The following is a 22,402-nucleotide window of genomic DNA, read 5'->3' on the forward strand; positions in this document are numbered from 1 at the left end:
GTTTCCCTTTCCGGCGGTTCCGACTCTATCAGATCCTTTCGGGCCTGACTCCCAGTCAGCGGGCTTGTCTTCGCGGCTGTTGGGCCGTTCCGACGTTCCAAACTTTAGCGGATCCTCTCGGCAGTTCCTAATCGGGCCGCCGAACCCAAATCGAATTGAATTCGGGCACGCCGAATTCCACCCCGAAGGGAGATCATGCTGGTGGTTTGGTTGCCGCATCAGCGGCGGAGGTGCCGCCGCAGAACCGTTACGGCTCCGTGGCAACTCGAAGAACCTTACGGATCGGGAAGGGTGATGTCAACCGTCCCTGTCAAGATCTTTAATCGAGGTCGCTGAGCCGGCCGCCCGCGTCCGGCTGGGCGTGCTCCACTCGTCGTAGAAGACGGGTCAGAACTTCGCCCAGGACACCGCGTTCGTCAGCGGACAGGTCCTGGAGCAGGTCCTCCTCGAAGACCGTGGCGAGGCGCATCGCCTCAAGCCACTTCTCGCGCCCCTCGGCCGTGAGCTCCACGATGACGCGTACCCGATTGGACTCGTCGCGCTCCCGCGTGACCAGCCCCTCCGCTACGAGGCGGTCGATGCGGTGCGTCATCGCCGCAGGGGTCAGGCCCAGCCGCTTGGCGAGGTCGCTCGGGCCCATGCGGTACGGAGCCCCGGAGAGGACGAGGGCCTTGAGGACCTCCCACTCGGCGTTGCTGATGCCGAGCGCGGCGGTCTGGCGGCCGTAGGCGACATTCATCCGTCGGTTGAGGCGGGAGAGGGCCGAGACGATCTTCTCGACCTGGGGGTCGAGGTCCTGGAACTCGCGCTGGTAGGCAGCGATCTGTTCTTCGAGTGTCGGCTCGCTGACGCCGGGGGTGTCGCCCATGGTCGCAGTATCGCACGGCGCCGCTTGGCGTTGAAGTCCTTCGAGGTGTACAGTTCAACATCTAACTTTAGCTTCGAAGTCTTCAGGTCTGCATCGATGCAGAGGGAAGCTTCACGACCAAGGCAGGTGAAAGTGACCAGGGCGATGGGCGCAGCGATGCGCCGGATCCACGTGGGCAACGCACTCAGCGCGTTCGGGCTCGGCTTTACGGTCCCCTTCCTCTACGTCTATGTGGCGCAGGTGCGGGGACTCGGCTCCATGACGGCGGGCTTCGTGCTCGCCGTCTTCGCCGTCGCCGCTCTCGTCGTGCTGCCGTTCGCCGGGCGGGCCATTGTCCGGCGCGGCCCGCGGCCGGTCCTGCTCGCTGCCCTGGTCACCGCCGCCTTCGGAGCGATGAGCCTGGGGCTCGCGAACAGCGCCACGACCGTGCTGGTGTCGGCGGCCGCGCTCGGTGCCGGACAGGCCGTGATGCAGCCGGCGCTCGCGACGATGATCGTGGACTGCTCCACAGCGGACAGCCGCTCGCGCGCCTTCGCCATGCAGTTCTTCCTGCAGAACCTCGGGCTCGGCATCGGTGGTCTGATCGGCGGCCACATCGTCGACACCTCGCGGGCGAGCTCCTTCACGCTGCTGTTCGCGATCGAGGCGGCGATGTTCCTGCTGCTCGTCGTGATCATGTCGACCATACGGATGCCGCACGCGCCGAAGGTCGAAGGTGCGCCGCGGGCCAAGGGCGGCAGCTGGAAGCAGCTGCTCGGCAACCGGGCCATGGTGCAGCTGTCCGTGCTGGGCTTCGTGCTGTTCTTCGCCTGCTACGGGCAGTTCGAGTCGGGGCTCTCCGCGTACGGCGTCGAGGCGGCGGGGATCTCCACGTCCGCGCTCGGTACGGCGATGGCGGCCAACACAGCGATGATCGTGGTCGCGCAGTTCGCGGTACTGAAGTTCGTAGAGCGCCGGAAGCGGTCCCGGGTGATCGCCGCGGTCGGTCTCATCTGGGCTGTCGCATGGCTCGCGGCCGGTTACGCGGGCCTCGGCCACGGCAGCCGGACCATGGCCGCGGCGGCCTTCGTCTCGACGTACGCGCTCTTCGGGCTCGGCGAGGCGATGCTGTCGCCGACCGTCGCGCCGCTGGTCGCCGACCTGGCACCGACGGGCATGGCCGGTCAGTACAACTCCGCCTTCGCCCTGGTGAAGCAGCTCGCGCTGGCGGTCGGTCCCGCGGTGGGCGGGCCGATGGGGGCCTCGCTGCACGGCCCGTACATCGTGACGTTCCTGCTCTTCTCGCTCGGCATCACCTTCCTGGCCGTGCGGCTGGGGCGGCAGCTCACCCCCGTACAGAACCAGCCGTCGCTCGCAAAGAGCCGGGTGGTCGCGCAGGGCGGGGCGCCGGCGGAGCCGGTGCAGGTCCCGGCGAGTTCCTGACGGACCGATGCACGACGGCCGCGACCACCTTCACCGGGGTCGCGGCCGTCTTCGTCTGTCAGCGAACCCCTGTCACCAGGTTGGCGGTGAAGGGGAGGGTCGCGCTGCCGTCGGGGGCGGTGCGGTCCGCGAGGCGGGCGTGGACGGCGCGGCCTGCCCGTACGAGGGCGTCGTCGCCGGCGTTGTCGACGATCGACTGGCCCCAGGACGTCGACGAGAGCTGGCCGGGGGCGTATTCGGCGAGGGGCGGGAAGGCGATGCCGAAGCTGACCTCTCGGGAGGTGACGTCGTGGAAGCCGGCCGTGCGGAGGGCGGTGGTGAGACGCTCGGCGGTGCCGGAGAAGGCGCCCTCGTAGTCCGCGGCGATCTCCGGACCGCCGTATTCCTTGACGGCCTCGTACTGGGCCACGAAGTACGGGATGCGGTCCCTGTCGGCCCAGGCGGTGGCGACGAAGCGACCGCCCGGGCGGGTCACGCGGGCCGTCTCCGCGAGCGCCGCGGGCAACTCGGGGAAGAACTGGACTCCCTGCTGGCACACGATCGCGTCGAAGGCCGCGTCTTCGTAGGGGAGTTTGTCCGCCGGGGCCACTGTGAACTCGATGTCCGGGTACATGCGGGGTGCGTTTTCCCTGGCCACCCTGATCATGCCCTCATTGACATCCGCGCCCGAGACGCGGCCCGCTGGGCCCACGCGGGCGGCGGCCGCCCGTGCCGTGAAGCCGGTGCCGCAGGCCAGGTCGAGGACCGTGGCACCGGGGAACAGGTCGGCGGCGTCCAGGATCGTCGCCACGAAGGGCGCCATCAACGGCGCGGCGTACTGCTCGTAGCGCTCGGGAGCATTTCCTTTGAGCTGAAAGCCTGTTTCGTCTGCCATGGGGGAGCTACTAGCACTGGGTGGGGTGGGCGGCCAGGTGACGCGCGGGGGTGCGGGTGGGTGGTTTTTCGCCCCCTCCGCCCCTACCCGTCCCGTACCTGGGGGCTGCGCCCCCAACCCCGCTAAAAGACTGCGCAGTTCCCCGCGCCCCTAAAAGGGGCGCGGAACTACCCGCCCGGCAAGCCGAACTCGCACCAAACCGCCTTCCCACCACCCGGCGTACGCCGGGAACCCCAGCCGGAGGCGATCGTGGCGACGATGGCGATGCCACGGCCGGCCTCGTCGCCCGGCTCGGCGCGGCGTCGGCGCGGCAGGTGGTCGTCGCCGTCGGTGACTTCGATGATCAGGCGGCGGTCCGTGCGGCGCAGGCGAAGGCGCATGGGTGGGGTGCCGTGCTGCAGCGAGTTGGCGACGAGTTCGCTCGTGGCCAGGACGCCCAGGTCGTGCAGATCGGGCGGGAAGCGCCAGCTGGTGAGCACGCCGGAGGCGAAGGCACGCGCGCGTGGAGCCGCTTCGACGCCGCCGAGCAACTCCAGGGCGGCGTTGCGGAAGAGCTCGCCGTCCGGGCCCGTACGCGCCGGGTGTTGGAGGACGAGGACCGCCACGTCGTCGTCGTGGTCGGCCGTGACGCCGGCCGAGCGGACCAGGCGGTCGCAGATCACCTGGGGGGTGCCCGTGGCACCGGCCAGTGCGCGCTCCAGGGATGCGATGCCCTCGTCCAGGTCCTCGTCGCGGCGCTCGACCAGGCCGTCCGTGTACAGGACGGCCGTGGAGCCGGGGCCCAGCGGCACCGATCCCGACGTGTGCAACCAGCCGCCGGTGCCGAGCGGCGGCCCGGTGGGCTCGTCGGCCCGGTGGACGGTGCCGCTCTCGTCGCGGACCAGGATGGGCAGGTGGCCAGCCGAGGCGTACACGAGCCGGCTCTCGTTCGGGTCATGGACGGCGTACGCGCACGTGGCGATCTGGTTGGCGTCGATCTCGGTGGCGAGGCCGTCCAGGAGTTGCAGGACCTCGTGCGGGGGGAGGTCCAGGCGGGCGTACGCGCGTACGGCCGTGCGCAGCTGGCCCATGACCGCCGCCGCGCGGACCCCGCGGCCCATGACGTCGCCGATGACGAGCGCCGTGCGGCCGCCGCCGAGGGTGATCACGTCGTACCAGTCACCGCCGACCGCGGCCTCCGTGCCGCCGGGCTGGTAGGTGGCGGCGATGCGCAGGTCGTCGGGCTCCTCCAGCTCCTGCGGGAGGAGCGAACGCTGCAGGGTGACGGCCGTTTCTCGCTGGCGGCGCTCGCTGGCGCGCAGCCGTTCGGCGGCTTCGGCGTGGTCGGTGACATCGGTGGCGAAGATGAGTACGCCGCCGCCCTGGCCCTCCGGGGCGGTGTCGACGGGTGTGCAGGTGAAGGTGTACGAGCGCCCGCTCGGCACCTTGCGGGACTTGACCGTGCGGGGCTTCGCGCTGCGCAGGACCTGGTCGAGGAGTGGCAGCAGGCCGAGTTCGTCCAGCTCGGGCAGTGCCGCGCGCGCGGGCTCGCCGACGGGGCGTACGCCGAAGGCTGCCGTATAGGCGTCGTTGACGTACGCGAGGCGGTGCTCTGGACCGTGCACCAGGGCGACGAGGGCCGGGACGCGGTCGAGGACCTCGCGCACCGGCAGCTCGTCGACGGCGAGCACGGGCGGCGCGTCGTCATCCAGCTGCTCTACGCGGGCCCCGGGCACGGAGCTTTCCCCTCGTCGGTCCGGGGAGACCGTGTGCTCGGTCCGCGCTGCGGCGCGGCGCTGCGTTCCGGGGAGCCGGGCGCTCCAGCGCGTGAAGTTCACGAATCCTTGCCTCGTGTTTGTGGACTACGGCCGGCACCGGGTCGGTCGGGGTCCGGCCCGCGGCGGAGCCGCTGTTGAGTGCTGCGTCCCCCGGGGGGATGCAGCACAGTGGGGAAAGCTTCGCGGGTTCAGAGGGGCGGGCGGTGGGCCCACCCGAGGTCGTGGACCAGTCTGGCGGACCGGACCGACATCCGTCAGACGTCGGCCCAACCGGTGGAGTTCCTGGGTCCGGTCAGGACGACCCCTTCGGGTCGAGCTTGGGGTCGAGAGGATGCTTTCCACCGGCCGCGAGTTCGAACTCCGCACGGGGATGTTCGAGCGAACCGAGGGAAACGATCTCCCTCTTGAAGAGCCCCGCCAGGGTCCATTCGGCGAGCACACGGGCCTTGCGGTTGAAGGTGGGCACCCTGCTCAGGTGGTAGACGCGGTGCATGAACCAGGCAGGATAGCCCTTCAGCTTGCGCCCGTAGACGTGTGCGACGCCCTTGTGCAGCCCGAGGGACGCGACCGAGCCGACGTACTTGTGGGAGTACGTCTCGAGCGCCTCGCCGCGCAGGGAGTGCGCGATGTTGTCGCCGAGGACCTTGGCCTGACGCAAGGCGTGCTGGGCGTTGGGCGCGGTCTCCTTGCCGGGCTCGGCGGTGACGTCGGGGACGGCGGCCGCGTCTCCCGCGGCCCACGCGTGCGTGACGCCGTCGACGGTCAACTGGGCAGTGCACTTGAGGCGGCCGCGCCCGTTCCGGGGGAGGTCGGTGGCGGCAAGGAGCGGGTGCGGCTTCACACCGGCCGTCCACACGACCGTACGCGTGGGGAAGCGGGCACCGTCACTGAGGACGGCGATGCGGTCCGCGCAGGAGTCGAGGCGGGTCTCCAGCCGTACGTCGATGTTGCGGCGGCGCAGCTGGGTGATGGTGTACTTGCCCATCTCCTCGCCGACCTCGGGGAGGATGCGGTTCGAGGCCTCGACGAGGATCCACTTCATGTCCTCGGGCTGGACGTTGTGGTAGTAGCGCGCGGTGTAGCGGGCCATGTCCTCCAGCTCGCCCAGCGCCTCGACGCCCGCGTAACCGCCTCCTACGAAGACGAAGGTCAGCGCCGCATCGCGGATCGCGGGGTCGCGGGTGGAGGAGGCGATGTCCATCTGCTCGATGACGTGGTTGCGCAGGCCGATGGCCTCCTCGACCGTCTTGAAGCCGATGGCGTAGTCGGCGAGGCCGGGGATCGGGAGGGCGCGGGAGATCGAGCCGGGGGCGAGGACGAGTTCGTCGTACGTGATCTGCGCCGCGCCCGCGCCCTCCTCCTCGGTGGCGAGCGTGCTGAGCGTCGCGGTGCGCTTGGCGTGGTCGATCGACTGGACCTCGCCGATGACGATCCGGCACTGGTCCAGGACCCGGCGCAGCGGGACGACTACATGGCGCGGCGAGATCGAGCCCGCGGCGGCCTCGGGAAGGAACGGTTGATACGTCATGTACGGGTCGGGCGAGACGACCGTGATCTCGACCTCGCCCCGCTTCAGTTCGGGCTTCAACTTCTGCTGCAGGCGCAGAGCTGTGTACATCCCGACGTAGCCGCCGCCGACAATGAGAATGCGCGCACGTTCCTTCACCATCCCATGACGCACCCAGCTCTGGAGTTTGTCCACAGGCCCGGCAATTTGTGTGACCGGACGCCGACAACGCGCAGGGTTGGCCGATTTGCCGGAGTGCATGGAAGATGCGCAGGTCAGCGGGGGTGCGCGGGGTGCGCGGAGGGGGCGCAATCGGGACGTAACCGTCCCGTACTCCGATCGGGGGGCGCTCCGTGCGGAACCTGCCCCTTCTGAATTGACCCCCTCTCAACTATGTTCGTGTGTCGACGGGGTGTAGGGGGATGCGCTCGACGAGTCCGCAGGGCGGGCTCGTGCACACAAGCTTGTTCCGCACGCTCCGGCTACCAATGGCGGGGAGAGTCTCCGGGGGGAGACGTCATTACCGGGGGAACGCTTATGCACATTCAGGACTCTCATTGGTCTTCCGCGTCTGCCATCGCATCCGGTGGCACGGTCGGCGCGGCAGCGAGCGGCAACGGCCGCGGTCCGAGTGAAGGATCGCGTACGACGCCGCTGCGCGTGGACGCACAGCGCAATCTGGAGCACGTACTGCGCGCGGCGCGCGAGGTCTTCGGCGAGCTGGGGTACGGCGCGCCGATGGAGGACGTGGCGCGGCGCGCGAGGGTCGGTGTCGGCACGGTGTACCGACGCTTCCCGAGCAAGGACGTCCTGGTGCGCCGGATAGCCGAGGAGGAGACCTCCCGGCTGACCGATCAGGCACGCGCGGCGCTCGGCCAGGAGGACGAGCCGTGGTCGGCGCTCTCGCGCTTCCTGCGCACGTCGGTGGCTTCGGGCGCCGGCCGGCTGCTGCCGCCGCAGATACTGCGGGTCGGCGTCGCGGAGGACAGGGTCGAGGCGGACGAGGCGCGGGTGCCGCAGCAACGGTCCCAGCCCACGCCCGAGCTGCGGCTCGTCGAACAGCGGCAGACACCCGAGGAGGAGTCGGCGATCGCGGCGGACGACGCCGGTGCGGCGGCGCTGCTCGACGTGGTCGGCCGACTGGTGGACCGGGCGCGCGCGGCGGGCGAGCTGCGGGCGGACGTGACCGTGGCGGACGTACTGCTGGTGATAGCGACGGCGGCGCCCTCGCTGCCGGACGCCGCCCAGCAGGCCGCGGCCTCGGCACGGCTGCTCGACATCCTGCTGGAGGGGCTGCGCTCGCGTCCGGCGTGAGCCGTCCCTCGAGCCGTCACGCATCGGGCCTTCCCGGAGTACGGGTTTCCTGGAGTACGGGGTCTCCTGGAGTACGGGGTCTCCTGGGTGTACGGGTTTCCTGGGTGTACGGGTTTCCTGGGTGTACGGGGGTTTCCTGGGGTAACGGGCTTCCCGGAATCCCGGGTTCTCCCGGAGTAGCAGGCCGTCCTGGACGCGAGTGCTGCGCCACTCGCGTACCGGGTGCCGCCGGTTTCGTTCCAGACATGTCGGATGTCACGGCGACTCCCGTGCGGGGACCGTTCGTTGACTGTTCCCCAAACGAGTGACCGCTGGCTGCTCTCGTAGGCGAAGTCCCCACGGACGAGTGGTTGGTCCCTACAGGGGGGTCGGCCCCCTGAGGCCTGTGGCACTCTTGCCCGGTATTCGGGTCCGAGTGTGCAGGCGGGGGCTTTCCGCGATGAGCGTTGACGGGCGGGACGAGTCACTCGACGACGGTGGCGCGGACGGTGGCACGGGAACCGGCGGGCCGTCGACGCCCCAGGTGCCCAGTCAGGGCGGGCGGCAGAGCGGCACCCCGGGTAACACGCCGTCGGATGCCTCACCCCCGGGTGCCAGGCCGTCCCGTGGCGCGCCGGATCCCAGCGTCCCGTCGCAGCGTGACCGGTTCGACCGGCGCGACGGCGTCGCCCTGCCGCCGCCTCCGGCCGATCTGCCACCGTCCGACGCCGCTCTGATCGAGCGGATGCGCGCGGGCGACGACACGGCGTACGAGGAGTTGTACCGGCGCCACGCGGACGCCGTGCGCCGGTACGCCCGCACCTGCTGCCGAGACGGGCACACCGCCGACGACCTCACGGCCGAGGTGTTCGCGCGCATGCTGCAGGCGGTACGCGGTGGCAGTGGCCCCGAGCACGCCGTACGTGCGTATCTGCTGACGACCGTCCGCCGCGTCGCCGCGAACTGGACGAAATCGGCGAAGCGGGAACAACTGGTCGACGACTTCGCGGCGTTCGCGGCGCAGGCCGCGCGCACCTCCGAGGTCTCCGACGACGCCACGCTGGGCCTGGGAGCGGACGTCCGCGCGATGCACGAGGCCGAACAGTCCATGGCCATGCAGGCGTTCCGGTCGCTGCCCGAACGCTGGCAGGCCGTGCTGTGGCACACAGAGGTCGAGGACGAGTCGCCGAGCGAGGTCGCCACGCTCTTCGGGCTCGACGCCAACGGCACCCGCGTCCTTGCCAGCCGCGCCCGCGAGGGCCTCAAACAGGCCTACCTCCAGGCACATGTGAGCGCCACGCTCACCATGGACGAGGAGTGCGCCCGCTACGCCGACCGGCTGGGCGCCTACGCCCGCGGCGGGCTGCGCACGCGCGCCGAGCGCGGGCTGCGCAAGCACCTGGAGGAGTGCGCCAAGTGCCGGCTGGCCGCGGGCCAGATCAAGGAAGTCGCCGGCGGGATCCCCGCGGTCGTGCCGGTCGCGGTCATCGGTTGGTTCGGTGCCGCCGGGTACGCGAAGGCCGTCGCGCTCATCGCCGGTGGCGCCGGAGCGGGTGCGGCCGGGGCCGCGGCCGCCGCGGCGGGCGGCAGCTCCGGGGGCGCGAGCGCGGGGGGCGGCGTGGCTGCCTCGGAGGGGATCGGCGCGCCGGTCAAAGCAGGTATCGCGGCGGGAGTCGTCGCGGTGGCCGCGGCGGCGGTGGCGCTCGCCCTGGTCGGCAACGACGGCCCGGCCAAGCAGACCGAGGCCAAGCCGGCCACCTCGCCCGCCGTCGAAGCGCCGCTGCCGTCGCCGAAGCCGCCGAAGCCGCCGAAGAAGGCACCCGCGCCGAAGCCGCCGGTGGTGGCGCCCACCCTGACTCCTCCGCCGCCCCCTTCTCCGGCGCCCAAGCCCACACCGAAGCCGACGCCCAAGCCGTCGCCCACGCCCACCCCGACGAAGGCCGAGCGGAAGCCCACTCCCAAGCCGACCCCGACTCCTCCCCCTCCCCCTCCCGCCCCGGTCGTCTACCAGTGGAGCGAGCTGAGCTACGGCTTCAACGGCGATCACACCAAGCCCGAGATGCGGCTCGGCGAGAGCAGCTGGGTGTGGCAGCGCCATGGGGTGTCGATCGCGAACAGCCAGTACGCGCACGGCGTGACCGTCCACGGCCTGTCGTCCGTCACCATCGACCTCAACCGCAGCTGCACCTCGTACGACGCGATGGTCGGCGTCGACGACCTGACGATGGGGCTCGGCAAGGTCCGCTTCTCGGTGTACGTCGACGGGTCCCAGGCATGGCAGTCGCCGGTGATCAAGGGCGGCGACCAGGCAGTCCCCGTCCATGTGAACCTCGCCGGCCACGACACGATCCGCCTCGCCGTCGAGCCGCACACCCCGCTCGACTCGGCGGCGCCGGCGGACTGGGCGGAGTCGAAGTTCCTGTGCCGGTGAGCGCGCGTGAGGAGCGCCGTTACTCGTCGGCGTGCTCCTTGAGCGCCTCGGCCAGATCCCGCAGGGCGTCCTCCGTGGTGAAGTCCGAACCCGTGGCGCGCTCGGACTCGTAGCGAACCGGTCCGAGGGCCGCCATCGCGGCGGCCTCCGTGCGCTCGGCCTCGGCGCGCTCGCGCGCGGGACGCGGATGTCCACCGCGCCACCGCACGGCGGCCGCGAGCAGACGGATCGCGGGCGGGTGGTCGCCGAGCTCGGCGAGGAGGCCCGCCGCGACATCGACGAGGCCCGCTGCGACCACATCGGCGCACCGCGTGTCCACTGCCTCCCGCAGGGCGTCGAACAGCTTGCGCAGACCGCGCTCCGGGCCGGACTCGGCGGCCGTGACGAGCGCGTCCACCCAGTTCAGCGCAGCCGTGAACTGCGGAGGCGGGGTGCCTTGGGAACTCTCCTCGCGCGCCAGCTCGAACAGTTCACGCGCGTAGGCGACCTCGCCGTCGTCCAGGGCCACCTTGGCGCGCAGGAGGCGAACGAACGCCCGGGAGTCCATCACCCCGTACCGGTCGGCCGCCGCGCTCGCCTCGTCGAGGGCGGTCAGCGCCCGGGAACGGTCGCCCGCGCGGTAGGCGATCTCGGCAAGCCGCGCCATCAGGAAAGGCACCTCGGCGTACGCGCCCACCTCGTAGGCGAGCCGCAGCGCCTCCTCGTACTCCCCCTTCGCCTCGTCGAAAAGGCTGCGTGCCATGGCCGCCTCACCGGCCGCGCTGCACACCTGGGCCCACATCCACCGGTCCCCCACCCGCCGGCTGAGCTCGCGCAGCTCCGCCAGGTCGTCGTCCACGCCGTGCATACCTCCCGGCGCGTCGACGACCATGTGCGTACGGAACATCAGGATGACGCCGATCTCCCACTCACCGCCGTAGGCACGGCAGTTGGCGACCGCCGCGTCCATGATGGGGCGCATGTCCTCCGAGCCGTTCAGGAAGACGGCGGCCAGCGGCCAGACGATGCCCGGCATGCGTGCCGCGTCCGGGCCGCCCTTCTCGAAGACGGCCCGCACCCGCGTCACGTACTCCCGCATCCGGCCGTCGTCCCGCCCGTCCGGCGGTTCGACCTCCAGCTTCATGAACAGGTGGAGCATGCGCAGCCGCATCCGCATACCGCGCAGCGGATGCTCGTCGCTCTCGGGGGCATCGAGGAAGGCCCCCACCGGGTCCACTGCGTCCAGTGCGGCGAGGTGGGCATCACCCGCGGCGCGAGAAGACCCGCCCGCCCGTCCGGTGATCCCGGCGACGGGCAGGTCTCCACGACTGATGGCCGCGCCCAGCCGCAGCACGAGGTCCGTCCATTCCGTGCCCTCGCGCCGGAAGTTGCGCAGCCACCAGAACCAGCTCATGGCGAGGACCAGGGCGCCGGCCTCCTCCTCGTCAGCGGCGGCGATCGTGCGGTGGAGGGCCGCCCTGATGTTGTCGAGCTCGGTCTCCAGGCGCCTGATCCACGGGAGTTGCTCGGCGGAGCGCAGGAGCGGCTCGGCCTCGTCGACGAGCGCGCGCACCCACGCGCGGTGGCGCCGCTCAGCCGCGGCGCGCAGCTCGGGGACCTCGGCGGCGCGCTCGGTCGCGTACTCGTGGATGGTCTCCAGCATGCGATACCGCATGCCGCCACTGCCGTCCTCGTCATACGGGTTGGCGACGATCAGGGACTTGTCGACCAGCGCCCCGACGAGGTCGGCCGCGGGCCCGGTACAGACAGCCTCCGCGGCCGCCAGGTCCCAACCGCCCGCGAACACGGACGCCTCGCGCAGCACGGTCCGCTCCCGCTCGTCGAGCAGCTCCCAGGACCAGTCGACGACGGCGCGCAGGGTCTGCTGGCGGGGCAGCACCGTGCGGCTTCCGGAGGTGAGCAGCCGGAAGCGGTCGTCGAGCCGGTCGGCGATCTGACGAGGGGTGAGCAGCCGCAGCCGGGCGGCGGCCAGCTCGATGGCCAGGGGCAGGCCGTCGAGCCGTCGGCAGATCTCGTCCACGGCTGCCGAATCGTGCGGCGCGGCTTCGGCATCGGGGCGGACGACCGACGCCCGCTCCATGAAAAGGCGGCGAGCGGGGTCGGGCGGCAGGGGTTCGACCGGACGCACCAACTCGCCGGGCACACCCAGGGGTTCACGGCTGGTGGCAAGAATTGTGAGTCCTGGGCAGTGCGTCAGCAGGGTCTCGGCGAGCTCGGCCGCCGCACCGATGACATGCTCGCAATTGTCAAGGATCAGGAGCTGGCTGCGCGGGGCGCAGTACTCGACGAGCAGGGCGAGCGGGTCGTCCTGCGGGACCGCCATCTCGTTGGTGATCAGCACCGTTTCGCGCAGGCCGAGGGCGCTGACCACAGCACCCGGGACCGCCTCGGGCCGGTCGAGCGGGGCCAGCTCGACCAGCCACGCCTGCGGAAGCCCGGCGGCGGCTTCCTCGGCGAGGCGGGTCTTCCCCGAACCACCTGGTCCGGTCAGGGTGACCAGGCGTGCCCTCTGAACATCCGAACGGATGGCGTCGAGTTCGGGTTCCCTGCCGACGAACGAGTTCAGACGGGGACGAATGTTCCCGTTCCGCGCGGCACGGGAGGAGTCTCCCGGCTCGGCGGAGCCCGTGTGCGACGTCCCACCGGCACGGGCTTGGCGGTGAGCCGTGCCGCTCCCGGGCCACGTCCCGTCCCCCTCATCGCGCCGCGACCGGGGATCCAACAACTCCTCGTACAGCGCACGCAATTCCGGCCCGGGATCCGCGCCCAGCCCGTCCATCAGTCCGCGTCGCACCCCCTCGTACGCGGCCAGGGCGTCCGCGCCGCGGCCGGCGTCGCGCAGGGCGCGGATGAGCAGAACGTGCAGCGCCTCGTCGTACGGGTGAGCCGACGTGAGTTCTCTCAACTCCGGTACGACGTCGGTGGCGCGGCCCAGCCGCAGGTCCGCCTCGATGCGGGTCCGGGTCGCCTCCTGGCGGAGGGCCTCCGGGCGGGTCGCGACGGTGCGGTCGGGGAGGTCCGCGAGGGCGGGGCCACGCCACAGAGCGAGCCCTTCGCGCAGCCGGGCGACGGCGATCGTGGCGTCGCCGCGTTCCAGCGCCGTCTTGCCCTCCCCCACCAGTCGCTCGAAGACGAACAGATCCACGTCGTCCTTGGTGGCCCGCAAGCGGTAGCCGCCCGCCTCGGAGACGACCGTGTCCTTGCCGATGGCGCGGCGCAGTCGACCGACGAGGGCCTGTAGTGCCGCAGGGGCGTCCAGCGGGGGATCGTCCGCCCACACCTCGTCGATCAGGGTGTCCGGGGTGGTGGTGCGGGCGGGGCGTTGCGCCAGCGCCGCGAGGAGCGCGCGCACCCGGGGGCCTCCGACGGCGACCTGAGCCCCCCGGTCATCCTCCACCTGGGCGACCCCCAGAATCCTGTACCGCACCCACCCATTCTCACCGTCGCCGGCACCGGAGACATCGGCTTTCCCTGGCGAGCCTCCCCGGGCACTCCGCCTCGCCCGGCGCGGGGGTGCGGGTGGTTTGGGGAATTCACCCCCTCCGCCCATATCCGTCCCGTACCTGGGGGCTCCGCCCCCAGACCCCCGTATCGGTATTGAGGGCCTCTCATGGACAGGATTCACTGTTGCCCGTTGCCCCCTTGCGCCATCACATGGCATCACGTGGCACCGGGTGGCACCGCTTGGTGCCACCCAGTGCCGTGCGGCACTATTCCACGCCCCCTAGTGCGCGCAAGCGCGCATGGCACCACGATGACTCAGGCCAACCCCTTCACGTTTCCGCAGCTCAGGGCGGCTTTCCTCAAACCTGCCCCACGCAAGGGGCCATCCAGGCTTGCGCATGGCACCACATTGGTGCCACCATGACGTCATGGACCTCACCCCGTATGTCGACACCCTCCGCCGCGAACTCGCGGTGGCCGCCGAAGCCGGCGGGGAAGAAGCCCGCGAGCTGGCCGAGCGGCTCACGGCTCCTCTGGAGTCGGCGACCCGTCTGACCCTGCTCAACGTGCTCTCCGCCGCGATGGACGAGATCACCCGCGAACTCGCCCCTGGCTCGGTCGACGTACGGCTGCGCGGGCTCGACCCCGACTTCGTGGTGACCCCGCCGCCCGCCGACGGCGGCCCCATGGAAGCGGCCGCCGCGCCCGTCGAACCGCTCAAGGCGCAGGCGCCCGCCGACGGCGACGAGGGCGGCACCGCCCGCGTCAATCTGCGTCTGCCGGCCCACCTCAAGGCGCGTGCCGAGGAGGCCGCGAGCCGCGAGGGCCTGTCGGTCAACGCGTGGCTGGTGCGGGCCGTGTCGGCCGCGGTCGACGGCGGCACGCGACCGCGTACGACGGAGAAGACCCACACCATCGGGCAGAGCTTCACGGGCTGGGTGCGCTAGCCGCGCCCCCGCCCGCCCCACTTCACCCACACCACGTCCCACCAGCGGGGACGACCCAAAGACTCAAGAGGACGGGACAGCCATGCCTTCTTTCGACACTCCCGAAGCGATCTCGGCCACGGCGCACGTGGAGGCCGGTTCCATCCAGTTCACCGCGAGCGACCGTCTCGACACCGTCGTCGAGGTGCGGCCCCGCGACCCGAAGAAGGACCAGGACGTGCGGTCGGCCGACCAGACCGAGGTCACCTACGCGAGCGGTGTCCTGACCGTCAGGACGCCCAAGCCGCGTTATCTCGTCGGCCGCACCGGCACCGTCGACGTGACGATCGAACTGCCCACGGGCTCGCGCGTCGACATGACCGGCGCCTGGGCTCAGGTGCTCGGCGAGGGCCGGCTCGGCGAGGTCCGTGTGAAGACCTCGTCCGGCGACGTCCGCCTCGACACCACCGGCCCACTGCAGCTGACCGCCTCCCACGGCTCGATCACCGTGGACCGGGTCGAGGGCATGGCCGAGATCACCACCAGCTCCGGCAGCCTGCGCGTCGGCCTCGTCGACGGCCCCGCCGTTCTGAAGAACTCGCACGGCACCACGACCGTCGGCGCCGCGACCGGCGAGCTGCGGGTGAGCGGCGCCAACGGCGACATCCAGATCCGGCGCGCCGAGGACTCGGTCACCGCCACCACCGCCCACGGCACCCTGCGCGTGGACGAAGTCGCCCGCGGCACCGTCCAGTTGGAGACCAACCACGGCGCCATCGATGTCGGCATCCGCGAAGGCACGGCCGCCTGGCTCGACGTCAACTCGGGCTCCGGACAGGTGCGCAACACGCTCACCGCGTCCGAGACCCCCGAGAAGACCGAGGACACCGTCAGGGTCCGCGCCCGCACCCGGCACGGAAACATCGACATCCGCCGCGCCAAGGCCTGAGCGCCACATCCTCAACCAGCCCCCTCCCCCGCCCACTTCAGCCTTCGAACGGAGGGCCCCATGCCTTCATCTGTCATGCCCACGCCCAGGCGAGGCGACGGTCCGCAGTCGTCCACCGCCGTCTCCACCATCGGCCTGCGCAAGTCGTACGGCGACAAAACCGTCCTCGACGGCATCGACCTGCGCATCCCGGCCGGGTCCGTGTTCGCACTGCTCGGGCCGAACGGCGCGGGCAAGACCACCGCCGTGAAGATCCTTTCCACGCTCATCGCCGCCGACGGCGGGCAGGCCCAGGTCGCGGGCCACGACGTCGCCACGTCACCGGACGGGGTGCGTGCCGCGATCGGCGTCACCGGTCAGTTCTCCGCCGTCGACGGGTTGATCACCGGTGAGGAGAACATGCTCCTCATGGCGGACCTGCACCACCTGTCCAAGCGCGAGGGACGGCAGGTCGCCGCCGAGCTGCTGGAGCGGTTCGATCTCACCGAGGCCGCGAAGAAGCCCGCCTCCACCTACTCCGGCGGCATGAAGCGCCGCCTCGACATCGCCATGACCCTGGTCGGCAACCCGCGGATCATCTTCCTCGACGAACCGACCACCGGCCTCGACCCGCGCGCCCGCCACAACATGTGGCAGATCATCCGCGAACTCGTCACGGGCGGCGTCACCGTCTTCCTCACCACCCAGTACCTGGAGGAGGCCGACGAGCTCGCCGACCGCATCGCCGTGCTCCACGACGGCAAGATCGCCGCCCAGGGCACCCCCGACGAGCTCAAGCGGCTCATCCCCGGCGGACACGTCCGGCTCCGCTTCACCGACCCGGCCGCCTACCAGAGCGCCGCCTCCGCGCTGCGCGAGGTCACCCTCCCCCACTCTCGGCTTCGCTCGAGCGGGGGGACCCCCATCGACGAATCCCTCGCCCTGCAGATCCCCAGCGACGGCAGCCAGCGCGAGCTGCGCTCCATCCTCGACTGGCTGGACTCGATCGGCATCGAGGCCGACGAGCTGACCGTGCACACCCCCGACCTCGACGACGTCTTCTTCGCCCTGACCGGCAGCACCAACCAGCCGAACCAGCCCAAGGAGGCTGACCGATGAGCACCCCCCTGGCTCCCGCCCGCCCGACCCGGATCTCCCTCGCCGTGCGCGACTCGTCCACGATGCTGCGCCGCAACCTGCTGCACGCCCGGCGCTACCCCTCCCTCACCCTCAACCTGCTGCTCACCCCGATCATGCTGCTGCTGCTCTTCGTCTACATCTTCGGCGATGTGATGAGCGCCGGCATCGGGGACGGCGGTGCCGGCCGGTCCGAGTACCTCGCCTATCTCGTCCCGGGCATCCTGATGCTGACCATCGGCGGCACCACGATCGGCAGTGCGGTGTCCGTGGCCACGGATATGACCGAGGGCATCATCGCCCGCTTCCGTACGCTGGCGATCCACCGCGGGGCGGTGCTCATCGGGCACGTCGTCGGCAGCGTGCTGCAGTGCGTGATGAGCGTGGTCCTCGTCGGGGCCGTCGCCGTGGCCATCGGCTTCCGCTCCACCGACGCCACCGTCCTGGAGTGGATCCTGGCGGTCGGGCTGCTGGCGCTCGTCTCCCTGGCGCTCACCTGGATCGCGGTCGGTATGGGCCTGTCCAGCCCGAACGCCGAGGCGGCCAGCAACAACGCCCTGCCGCTGATGGTCCTGCCGCTCCTCTCCAGCGCCTTCGTGCCGGTCGACGCGATGCCGGGCTGGTTCCAGCCGATCGCCGAGTACCAGCCCTTCACGCCCGCCATCGAGACCCTGCGCGGGCTGCTGCTCGGCACCGAGATCGGCCACAACGGATGGCTGGCCGTGGTCTGGTGTGTGGGGCTGGCCGTGCTCGGCTACGTCTGGTCCAAGTCGCTGTTCAACCGCGACCCGAAGTAAGGGCCCGCAACTCACGGGCCGCGCCGACAGCTCGTCCCACTCCAGGGCGGCGTACTCCGACACCGCGTCGGCGTACGCCGCCCCGTCGGCGTTCTCCGCCGCCTGCCGGGCCAGCGCCGCCGACATCGTCGGCCGGGAGGGAGAGGCGTGGCCAGGTGCGTGGACGGGGCTCGTCGCCTCGCCCTCCCGCCGGACAGGTTGAGGTACCGGCCACGCTGAAAAGCACCCGCAAGGTGGGCAGATGGGGCCCGTCGACAGGTGAGGCCTCAGCCGCGGTGAACGGTGCAGGCAGGGCCAGTGCATTGCACCCGCAGTCGCCGACGCACGGAAGGGGCCGTGCCGGTACATCACATGCCCCGTCGCTCACGTGGTTGCCAACAGGCCGAGCCCTGAAAGCCAACCGATCTGCCACCGGCGACGGGGCGGATGTACCGGCACGGCCCCGCCCCACCCACCGGCCGGAGGCGGAACCACCCACCGGCGCCAACCCGACCTACCCACCAGCGGAGACAGAGCCACCCACCGGCACAAACCCGCCCCACCCACCAGCGGAGACAGAGCCACCCACCGGCACAAACCCGCCCCACCCACCAGCGGAGACAGAGCCACCCACCGCGCCACCCCGCCCGCACCACCCACCGACGAAACGGCGCACGCGGCGCCCCACCCCCAGCTACCCCCGCCGAACCGCCCCGGCCCCCGCCCCCAACGCCCGCCCCTGCGGCACGATCCCCGCAGGCACGGCCCGCTGTCGGGCAGGGGTTCCCGTCCAGCAGGTCCCCCGCCGGGCCAGCAGCCGCCGAAGCCACAGCTCCAGGGAGATCAGGTCGGCCAGCCCGTCCAGGGGCAGCGGCTCGCCCTCCGCGGCCCCGCGCAACGCCTTGCGGACCACGCGGGCCTCGACCAGGCCCGCCTGGGCGAGCAACGGCGTGTCGAACAACGCGATCAAGGGATCCGCGGCCACCCGCAACCCCGTACGCGCGGCCGCAGCCGAGGACGCGTGGGAAGGCGCGCCCCACCCAGCGGGGAGATCAGCCACCCCCGCCCCCTCCAGCACCGTCCGCAGAATCGCCGACCGCGCCCCGGGCTGCACCCGCAGCGCCTCCGGCAGGTCACGGCACGCACGTACCACCTGGTTGTCGAGGAACGGCGCGTGCAGCCGCTGGAAGCGGATCTCGGCGGCCTGCTCCAGGACCCGCAGATCCGCCGCGTGACGCGCAAGCGCCGCACGCGCGCGGAAGTCACCCGGCCGCTGCCCGGGACCGACCCCGGGCCGCCCCGTCGCGCCCTGCAGGCGAACCGATACTTCAGCCAGCGCCTCCCCGGTCAGCCATCGCGCCGCGGGCCCGGGTCTGGCCCAGGTGAGCGCGGCGAGCGACGCCCCCACAGCACCCCCCGGCTCCTCGAACCGCCGGTGCAGCAGCCGGTCGGCGAGCTCGTCGACACCGGTGCGGTACGGCGTACGGGCCAGCTTCCGCGCGGCGCCGTACACGCGCGCGGGGACCAGCACCGACCCGTCGGCCTTGGCCAGCGCAGCGACGGGCTTCACCAGATGTCGCCGCTTGCGGTCCATCAACAGGTCGGCGAGCCGCGCCGGGTGGGCGTCCAGGACCTGCCGGGCGCCGTACCCCGTGAAGTGGTCCGCGCTCCCCGAGGAGAGCCGCACGCGATGCCGGGCGGCCGTGACCAGCGAGGGGCCCGGCTCGTCCGTCAGCGGGCCCTCCAAGTCGGCGTAAGGCAGCACCTCTTCGCCCCCGGTGACGACCACGTGGTGCAGCCGGGGATTCGCGGCCAGCGTCCCGGCCCGCTCCAGCTCGGCCTCCCGCCCGCTGACGGCGAGGTCGTTGAAGGTGACCGCGAGAAGACGCTCACCGGCGCCCGTGCCGTGCCCGAGGACGGTCCCGGGCGCCCCCGGAAGCCCGGCCGCGAGCAGCGCCAATGTCCCGGAGGCGGGCCCGCCCGAGAGGTCGGCGCCGATCCCCGGCACCGGCATCCCGCGCGCGGCGCGCCGCTCGGCGGGCCCCATTCCGGGCACGGGCCCGGGGTCCACATCCGTGCCTGGCACATGGCGCGGGGCGGCGAGACGCGCGCGTACGGCCTCCACGAGGGCGTCACGCACGGCGTCCACGGCGCTCGTCGGGTCGGCCGAGGGCGCCGCGACCGCGAGCGAGGCGACCGGTTCGTACCCGGCGATCTCGCGCGCCCCGGCACGCAGGATCAGCGCGTGCCCCGGCGGGATGCGCCGCACACCGTCGTAAGGGGTCGAGTCGTGCACCGCGGCCGGTACGTCGGGGGCGGCGAGCAGCGCCGCGAGATGCCCGAAGTCGAGGTTCGCCTCGATGAGGTCGGCGAGGGGCAGCGCGGCGGTCGCGTAGGCCGTACCACCCGCCCAGGGGGTGTAGAACACGGGTCGTGCGCCCGCGAGATCACCGCAGACGGTCACCCTCCGGCCCACCTGGACGACCGCCGTGTAGCTGCCGGACCAGTTGGTCAGATGCCGAAGTGCCCCTCCGCGCGCGGCGAACAGCCCGACCCGCAGCTCTTCGTCGGAGGCTCCGCAGGTGCCGAGTACGGCGATCCGGTTCTGCGCGTCGGCCTTCACCACGCGCACCTCGTCGGGACGCCAGTCGCCGACGGCCCAGAGCGGATCGGGGTCGCCCCACAGGAGTTGGGAACCCACCGGGTGAACGGTCTCACCGTCGCTGCCGGTGGCGCCCGCCGAGCCGATCTCAGGCGCTCTGGCGGCGGTACTGCTCCACCCCACCAACCATCGCATCGCCGCCTCCACAGGCTGTGGACAACCAGTGCACCGTACGAACTGGGCACCATGCTGCCACGAAGGAAGCGCGTGAGAGGGCCCCTGCGGCGGCTTGCACTCCCTGAAGTGCGCCCCCAAGTGGGCGCCCGTGCCGATCCGAAGCCGACGCGTGCCCGCCGTCTCCCCACCCGCCACCGACGGAGAGCCGACTCCCGAAGTGGTGTCGAGCGCCCCGCCCGCCGACCTTCGGAGCGGTGCCGAGCGCTTCCTCGACCGGCACTCGACCAGCCCAGGGCCGACGCGAATGCGCCCCCGGTACGCTCCCCCAAAACCCCCTGCGCGCCCTCAACTGACGTGGTAGGAGCCCTAATCGCCCTCGATGGCCACCGTCGATTTTCGGCCAAATCGGCTGCGGATGCACAGGCGCGCACACGCTCCGTACAGGCCTTGCGCACCGCTCCGCAACGCACAGTCCGGGAGGCGGAGTTCGCCTCCCGGACCGGTCCGCCGCCCGCGGGGATGTAGGCGGCGGTGTCCCCCAGCCCACTGGATCCAGTACAGCGGGCCGACCCACGCACGATCCATGGAAGCGCTCCCCCGATGGCCGGAGAAGAGCGCACGGACGGGCGCACGGCCACACAGCGGGAGCACGCCGCAACCGTCCGTACTGTCGTACGGACCACAATCCCGCCATCCGGAAGTACGCCCCTTAACGCTTGGGATGGGGCGAACTACGCTGGGTTTACGAATGCCGCGTGGTTATGCCAGCGCGGCAGCCGTCTGTGTCGAGGGGTGGCGCATGTCCAGGGAGCAACGCGGGCCGAACGAAAAACTCGGCGCCGTTCTCGCCCTCGCGGGAATCAGCAACGCAGGACTCGCGCGACGCGTCAACGACCTTGGCGCTCAACGCGGGTTGACTCTTCGCTACGACAAGACGTCGGTGGCGCGCTGGGTGTCGAAGGGAATGGTGCCCCAAGGTGCGGCGCCGCACCTCATCGCGGCCGCGATCGGCCAGAAGCTCGGCCGCCCGGTGCCGCTCCACGAGATCGGCCTGGCCGACGCGGATCCCGCACCCGAAGTGGGCCTCGCCTTCCCCCGTGACGTCGGACAGGCGGTGCGGTCGGCGACCGAGCTGTACCGCCTCGACCTCGCCGGGCGCCGGACCGGCGGCGGCATCTGGCAGTCGCTGGCGGGCTCGTTCGCAGTAAGCGCATACGCAACTCCCGCGTCACGGTGGCTGATAACCCCGGCCGACAGCTCGGTGGCGCGCGAGGTGAGCCCCGGTGAGGGCTCCGGAGCACCGCTGAAAGTCGGCCACAGCGACGTGCAGAAGCTCCGCGAGGCAGCCGAGGACGCCAGGCGCTGGGACTCCAAGTACGGGGGCGGCGACTGGCGTTCGTCCATGGTGCCCGAGTGCTTAAGGGTGGAGGCGGCACCGCTGCTGCTCGGCTCCTACTCGGACGAGGTGGGCAGAGCCCTCTTCGGAGCCAGCGCCGAGCTCACCCGCCTCGCCGGGTGGATGGCCTTCGACACCGGCCAGCAGGAGGCGGCCCAGCGCTACTACATCCAGGCGCTGCGCCTGGCCCGGGCGGCCGCCGACGTGCCTCTGGGGGGCTACGTACTCGCCTCCATGTCCCTCCAGGCGACCTACCGCGGCTTCGGCGACGAGGGCGTCGACCTCGCCCAGGCCGCCCTGGAGCGCAACCGGGGACTGGCGACAGCCCGCACCATGAGCTTCTTCCGCCTGGTCGAGGCACGCGCGCACGCGCGCGCCGGTGACGCCCAGGCGGCCGGCACCGCCCTGCGGGCCGCCGAGGGCTGGCTGGAGCGGGCCCGCGACGGCGACCACGACCCGTCCTGGCTCGGTTTCTACTCGTACGACCGCTTCGCCGCCGACGCGGCCGAGTGCTACCGCGACCTGAAGGCACCGCGCCAGGTGCGCCGCTTCACCGAGCAGGCGCTGTCGAAGCCGACGGAGGAGTTCGTACGCTCGCACGGGCTGCGCCTGGTGGTGTCGGCGGTCGCCGAGCTGGAGTCGGGCAACCTCGACGCGGCGTGCGAGCAGGGCGTACGGGCGGTGGAGGTCGCCGGACGCATCTCCTCCGCCCGCACCACCGAGTACGTGAAGGATCTCCTGCACCGGCTGGAGCCGTACGGCGACGAACCGCGCGTGGTCGAACTGCGGGAGCGCGCACGGCCGCTGTTGATGGCTCCCGCGTAGGTGCTCCGTTCGGGGCAGGATCCGACGCGTCTGCCTGGC

14 protein-coding genes are annotated in these 22,402 nt (G+C 71.7%); 8 read left to right on the top strand and 6 right to left on the bottom strand.

The window, feature by feature from the left end; genetic code table 11:
• Window positions 1-319 precede the first annotated feature (319 nt).
• A complete protein-coding gene (locus ACIBK0_RS22500; protein ID WP_399082639.1) occupies window positions 320-868 on the bottom strand; it encodes a MarR family winged helix-turn-helix transcriptional regulator in 549 nt (182 codons plus the stop codon).
• A 144-nt stretch (window positions 869-1,012) separates the two neighbouring features.
• Here ACIBK0_RS22500 and ACIBK0_RS22505 point away from each other — a divergent pair, with 144 nt between their 5' ends.
• Window positions 1,013-2,290 (top strand): MDR family MFS transporter, encoded by a 1,278-nt coding sequence (locus ACIBK0_RS22505; RefSeq protein ID WP_399083239.1) that lies wholly within the window; start codon window positions 1,013-1,015, stop codon window positions 2,288-2,290.
• A 58-nt stretch (window positions 2,291-2,348) separates the two neighbouring features.
• Here the strand turns inward: ACIBK0_RS22505 and ACIBK0_RS22510 are convergent, their stop codons facing one another.
• The 3 genes from ACIBK0_RS22510 to ACIBK0_RS22520 all read right to left on the bottom strand — a co-directional run bounded on the left by ACIBK0_RS22510 (window position 2,349) and on the right by ACIBK0_RS22520 (window position 6,590).
• Window positions 2,349-3,164, bottom strand: a complete 816-nt coding sequence (locus ACIBK0_RS22510; RefSeq protein ID WP_399082642.1) for a class I SAM-dependent methyltransferase — start codon at window positions 3,162-3,164, stop codon at window positions 2,349-2,351.
• Between the two features lie 167 nt (window positions 3,165-3,331).
• Entirely contained in the window at window positions 3,332-4,981 is a 1,650-nt protein-coding gene (locus ACIBK0_RS22515) for a SpoIIE family protein phosphatase (RefSeq protein ID WP_399082645.1), read from the bottom strand.
• Between the two features lie 232 nt (window positions 4,982-5,213).
• Window positions 5,214-6,590, bottom strand: a complete 1,377-nt coding sequence (locus tag ACIBK0_RS22520) for an NAD(P)/FAD-dependent oxidoreductase (RefSeq protein WP_399082648.1) — start codon at window positions 6,588-6,590, stop codon at window positions 5,214-5,216.
• A 375-nt stretch (window positions 6,591-6,965) separates the two neighbouring features.
• Between ACIBK0_RS22520 and ACIBK0_RS22525 the strand changes: the two genes are divergently transcribed.
• Complete coding sequence (locus ACIBK0_RS22525; protein WP_399082651.1) at window positions 6,966-7,742, top strand: TetR/AcrR family transcriptional regulator; 777 nt, start codon at window positions 6,966-6,968, stop codon at window positions 7,740-7,742.
• 439 nt (window positions 7,743-8,181) lie between these two features.
• Window positions 8,182-10,152: a sigma-70 family RNA polymerase sigma factor gene (locus ACIBK0_RS22530; protein ID WP_399082654.1), complete on the top strand. Its 1,971-nt coding sequence runs from the start codon at window positions 8,182-8,184 to the stop codon at window positions 10,150-10,152.
• 19 nt (window positions 10,153-10,171) lie between these two features.
• Here ACIBK0_RS22530 and ACIBK0_RS22535 read toward each other — a convergent pair whose 3' ends face one another.
• Window positions 10,172-13,579 (bottom strand): AfsR/SARP family transcriptional regulator, encoded by a 3,408-nt coding sequence (locus ACIBK0_RS22535; protein WP_399082657.1) that lies wholly within the window; start codon window positions 13,577-13,579, stop codon window positions 10,172-10,174.
• 445 nt (window positions 13,580-14,024) lie between these two features.
• Here ACIBK0_RS22535 and ACIBK0_RS22540 point away from each other — a divergent pair, with 445 nt between their 5' ends.
• The 4 genes from ACIBK0_RS22540 (at window position 14,025) to ACIBK0_RS22555 (ending at window position 17,384) form a co-directional block, all read left to right on the top strand.
• Window positions 14,025-14,543 carry a toxin-antitoxin system HicB family antitoxin gene (locus tag ACIBK0_RS22540; RefSeq protein WP_399082660.1) on the top strand — a complete coding sequence of 173 codons (519 nt, stop codon included), beginning with the start codon at window positions 14,025-14,027 and terminating at the stop codon, window positions 14,541-14,543.
• Window positions 14,544-14,625: 82 nt separating this feature from the next.
• Entirely contained in the window at window positions 14,626-15,471 is an 846-nt protein-coding gene (locus ACIBK0_RS22545) for a DUF4097 family beta strand repeat-containing protein (protein ID WP_399082664.1), read from the top strand.
• 60 nt (window positions 15,472-15,531) lie between these two features.
• Window positions 15,532-16,569 (top strand): ATP-binding cassette domain-containing protein, encoded by a 1,038-nt coding sequence (locus ACIBK0_RS22550; RefSeq protein WP_399082666.1) that lies wholly within the window; start codon window positions 15,532-15,534, stop codon window positions 16,567-16,569.
• The gene (locus ACIBK0_RS22555; protein ID WP_399082669.1) at window positions 16,566-17,384 is read left to right on the top strand and encodes an ABC transporter permease; all 819 of its coding nucleotides are present in this window, start codon (window positions 16,566-16,568) and stop codon (window positions 17,382-17,384) included. The genes ACIBK0_RS22550 and ACIBK0_RS22555 overlap by 4 nt, the downstream gene beginning before the upstream one ends.
• A 673-nt stretch (window positions 17,385-18,057) precedes the next feature.
• Here ACIBK0_RS22555 and ACIBK0_RS22560 read toward each other — a convergent pair.
• Window positions 18,058-20,160, bottom strand: a complete 2,103-nt coding sequence (locus tag ACIBK0_RS22560) for an asparagine synthase-related protein (RefSeq protein ID WP_399082672.1) — start codon at window positions 20,158-20,160, stop codon at window positions 18,058-18,060.
• A gap of 781 nt (window positions 20,161-20,941) precedes the next feature.
• On the opposite strand from ACIBK0_RS22560, the gene ACIBK0_RS22565 reads away from it, so the two are divergent.
• Window positions 20,942-22,363: an MFS transporter gene (locus ACIBK0_RS22565; protein ID WP_399082675.1), complete on the top strand. Its 1,422-nt coding sequence runs from the start codon at window positions 20,942-20,944 to the stop codon at window positions 22,361-22,363.
• The last annotated feature ends 39 nt before the right edge of the window (window positions 22,364-22,402 follow it).

The organism is Streptomyces sp. NPDC050564 (genome assembly GCF_044457265.1).
GTDB lineage: Bacteria > Actinomycetota > Actinomycetes > Streptomycetales > Streptomycetaceae > Streptomyces.

Coding starts and splice junctions, on each gene's coding strand:
- ACIBK0_RS22500 (WP_399082639.1), bottom strand. CDS start 868: ATGGGCGACACCCCCGGCGTCAGCGAGCCGACACTCGAAGAACAGATC.
- ACIBK0_RS22505 (WP_399083239.1), top strand. CDS start 1,013: ATGGGCGCAGCGATGCGCCGGATCCACGTGGGCAACGCACTCAGCGCG.
- ACIBK0_RS22510 (WP_399082642.1), bottom strand. CDS start 3,164: ATGGCAGACGAAACAGGCTTTCAGCTCAAAGGAAATGCTCCCGAGCGC.
- ACIBK0_RS22520 (WP_399082648.1), bottom strand. CDS start 6,590: ATGGTGAAGGAACGTGCGCGCATTCTCATTGTCGGCGGCGGCTACGTC.
- ACIBK0_RS22525 (WP_399082651.1), top strand. CDS start 6,966: ATGCACATTCAGGACTCTCATTGGTCTTCCGCGTCTGCCATCGCATCC.
- ACIBK0_RS22530 (WP_399082654.1), top strand. CDS start 8,182: ATGAGCGTTGACGGGCGGGACGAGTCACTCGACGACGGTGGCGCGGAC.
- ACIBK0_RS22540 (WP_399082660.1), top strand. CDS start 14,025: ATGGACCTCACCCCGTATGTCGACACCCTCCGCCGCGAACTCGCGGTG.
- ACIBK0_RS22545 (WP_399082664.1), top strand. CDS start 14,626: ATGCCTTCTTTCGACACTCCCGAAGCGATCTCGGCCACGGCGCACGTG.
- ACIBK0_RS22550 (WP_399082666.1), top strand. CDS start 15,532: ATGCCTTCATCTGTCATGCCCACGCCCAGGCGAGGCGACGGTCCGCAG.
- ACIBK0_RS22555 (WP_399082669.1), top strand. CDS start 16,566: ATGAGCACCCCCCTGGCTCCCGCCCGCCCGACCCGGATCTCCCTCGCC.
- ACIBK0_RS22560 (WP_399082672.1), bottom strand. CDS start 20,160: ATGCGATGGTTGGTGGGGTGGAGCAGTACCGCCGCCAGAGCGCCTGAG.
- ACIBK0_RS22565 (WP_399082675.1), top strand. CDS start 20,942: ATGTCCAGGGAGCAACGCGGGCCGAACGAAAAACTCGGCGCCGTTCTC.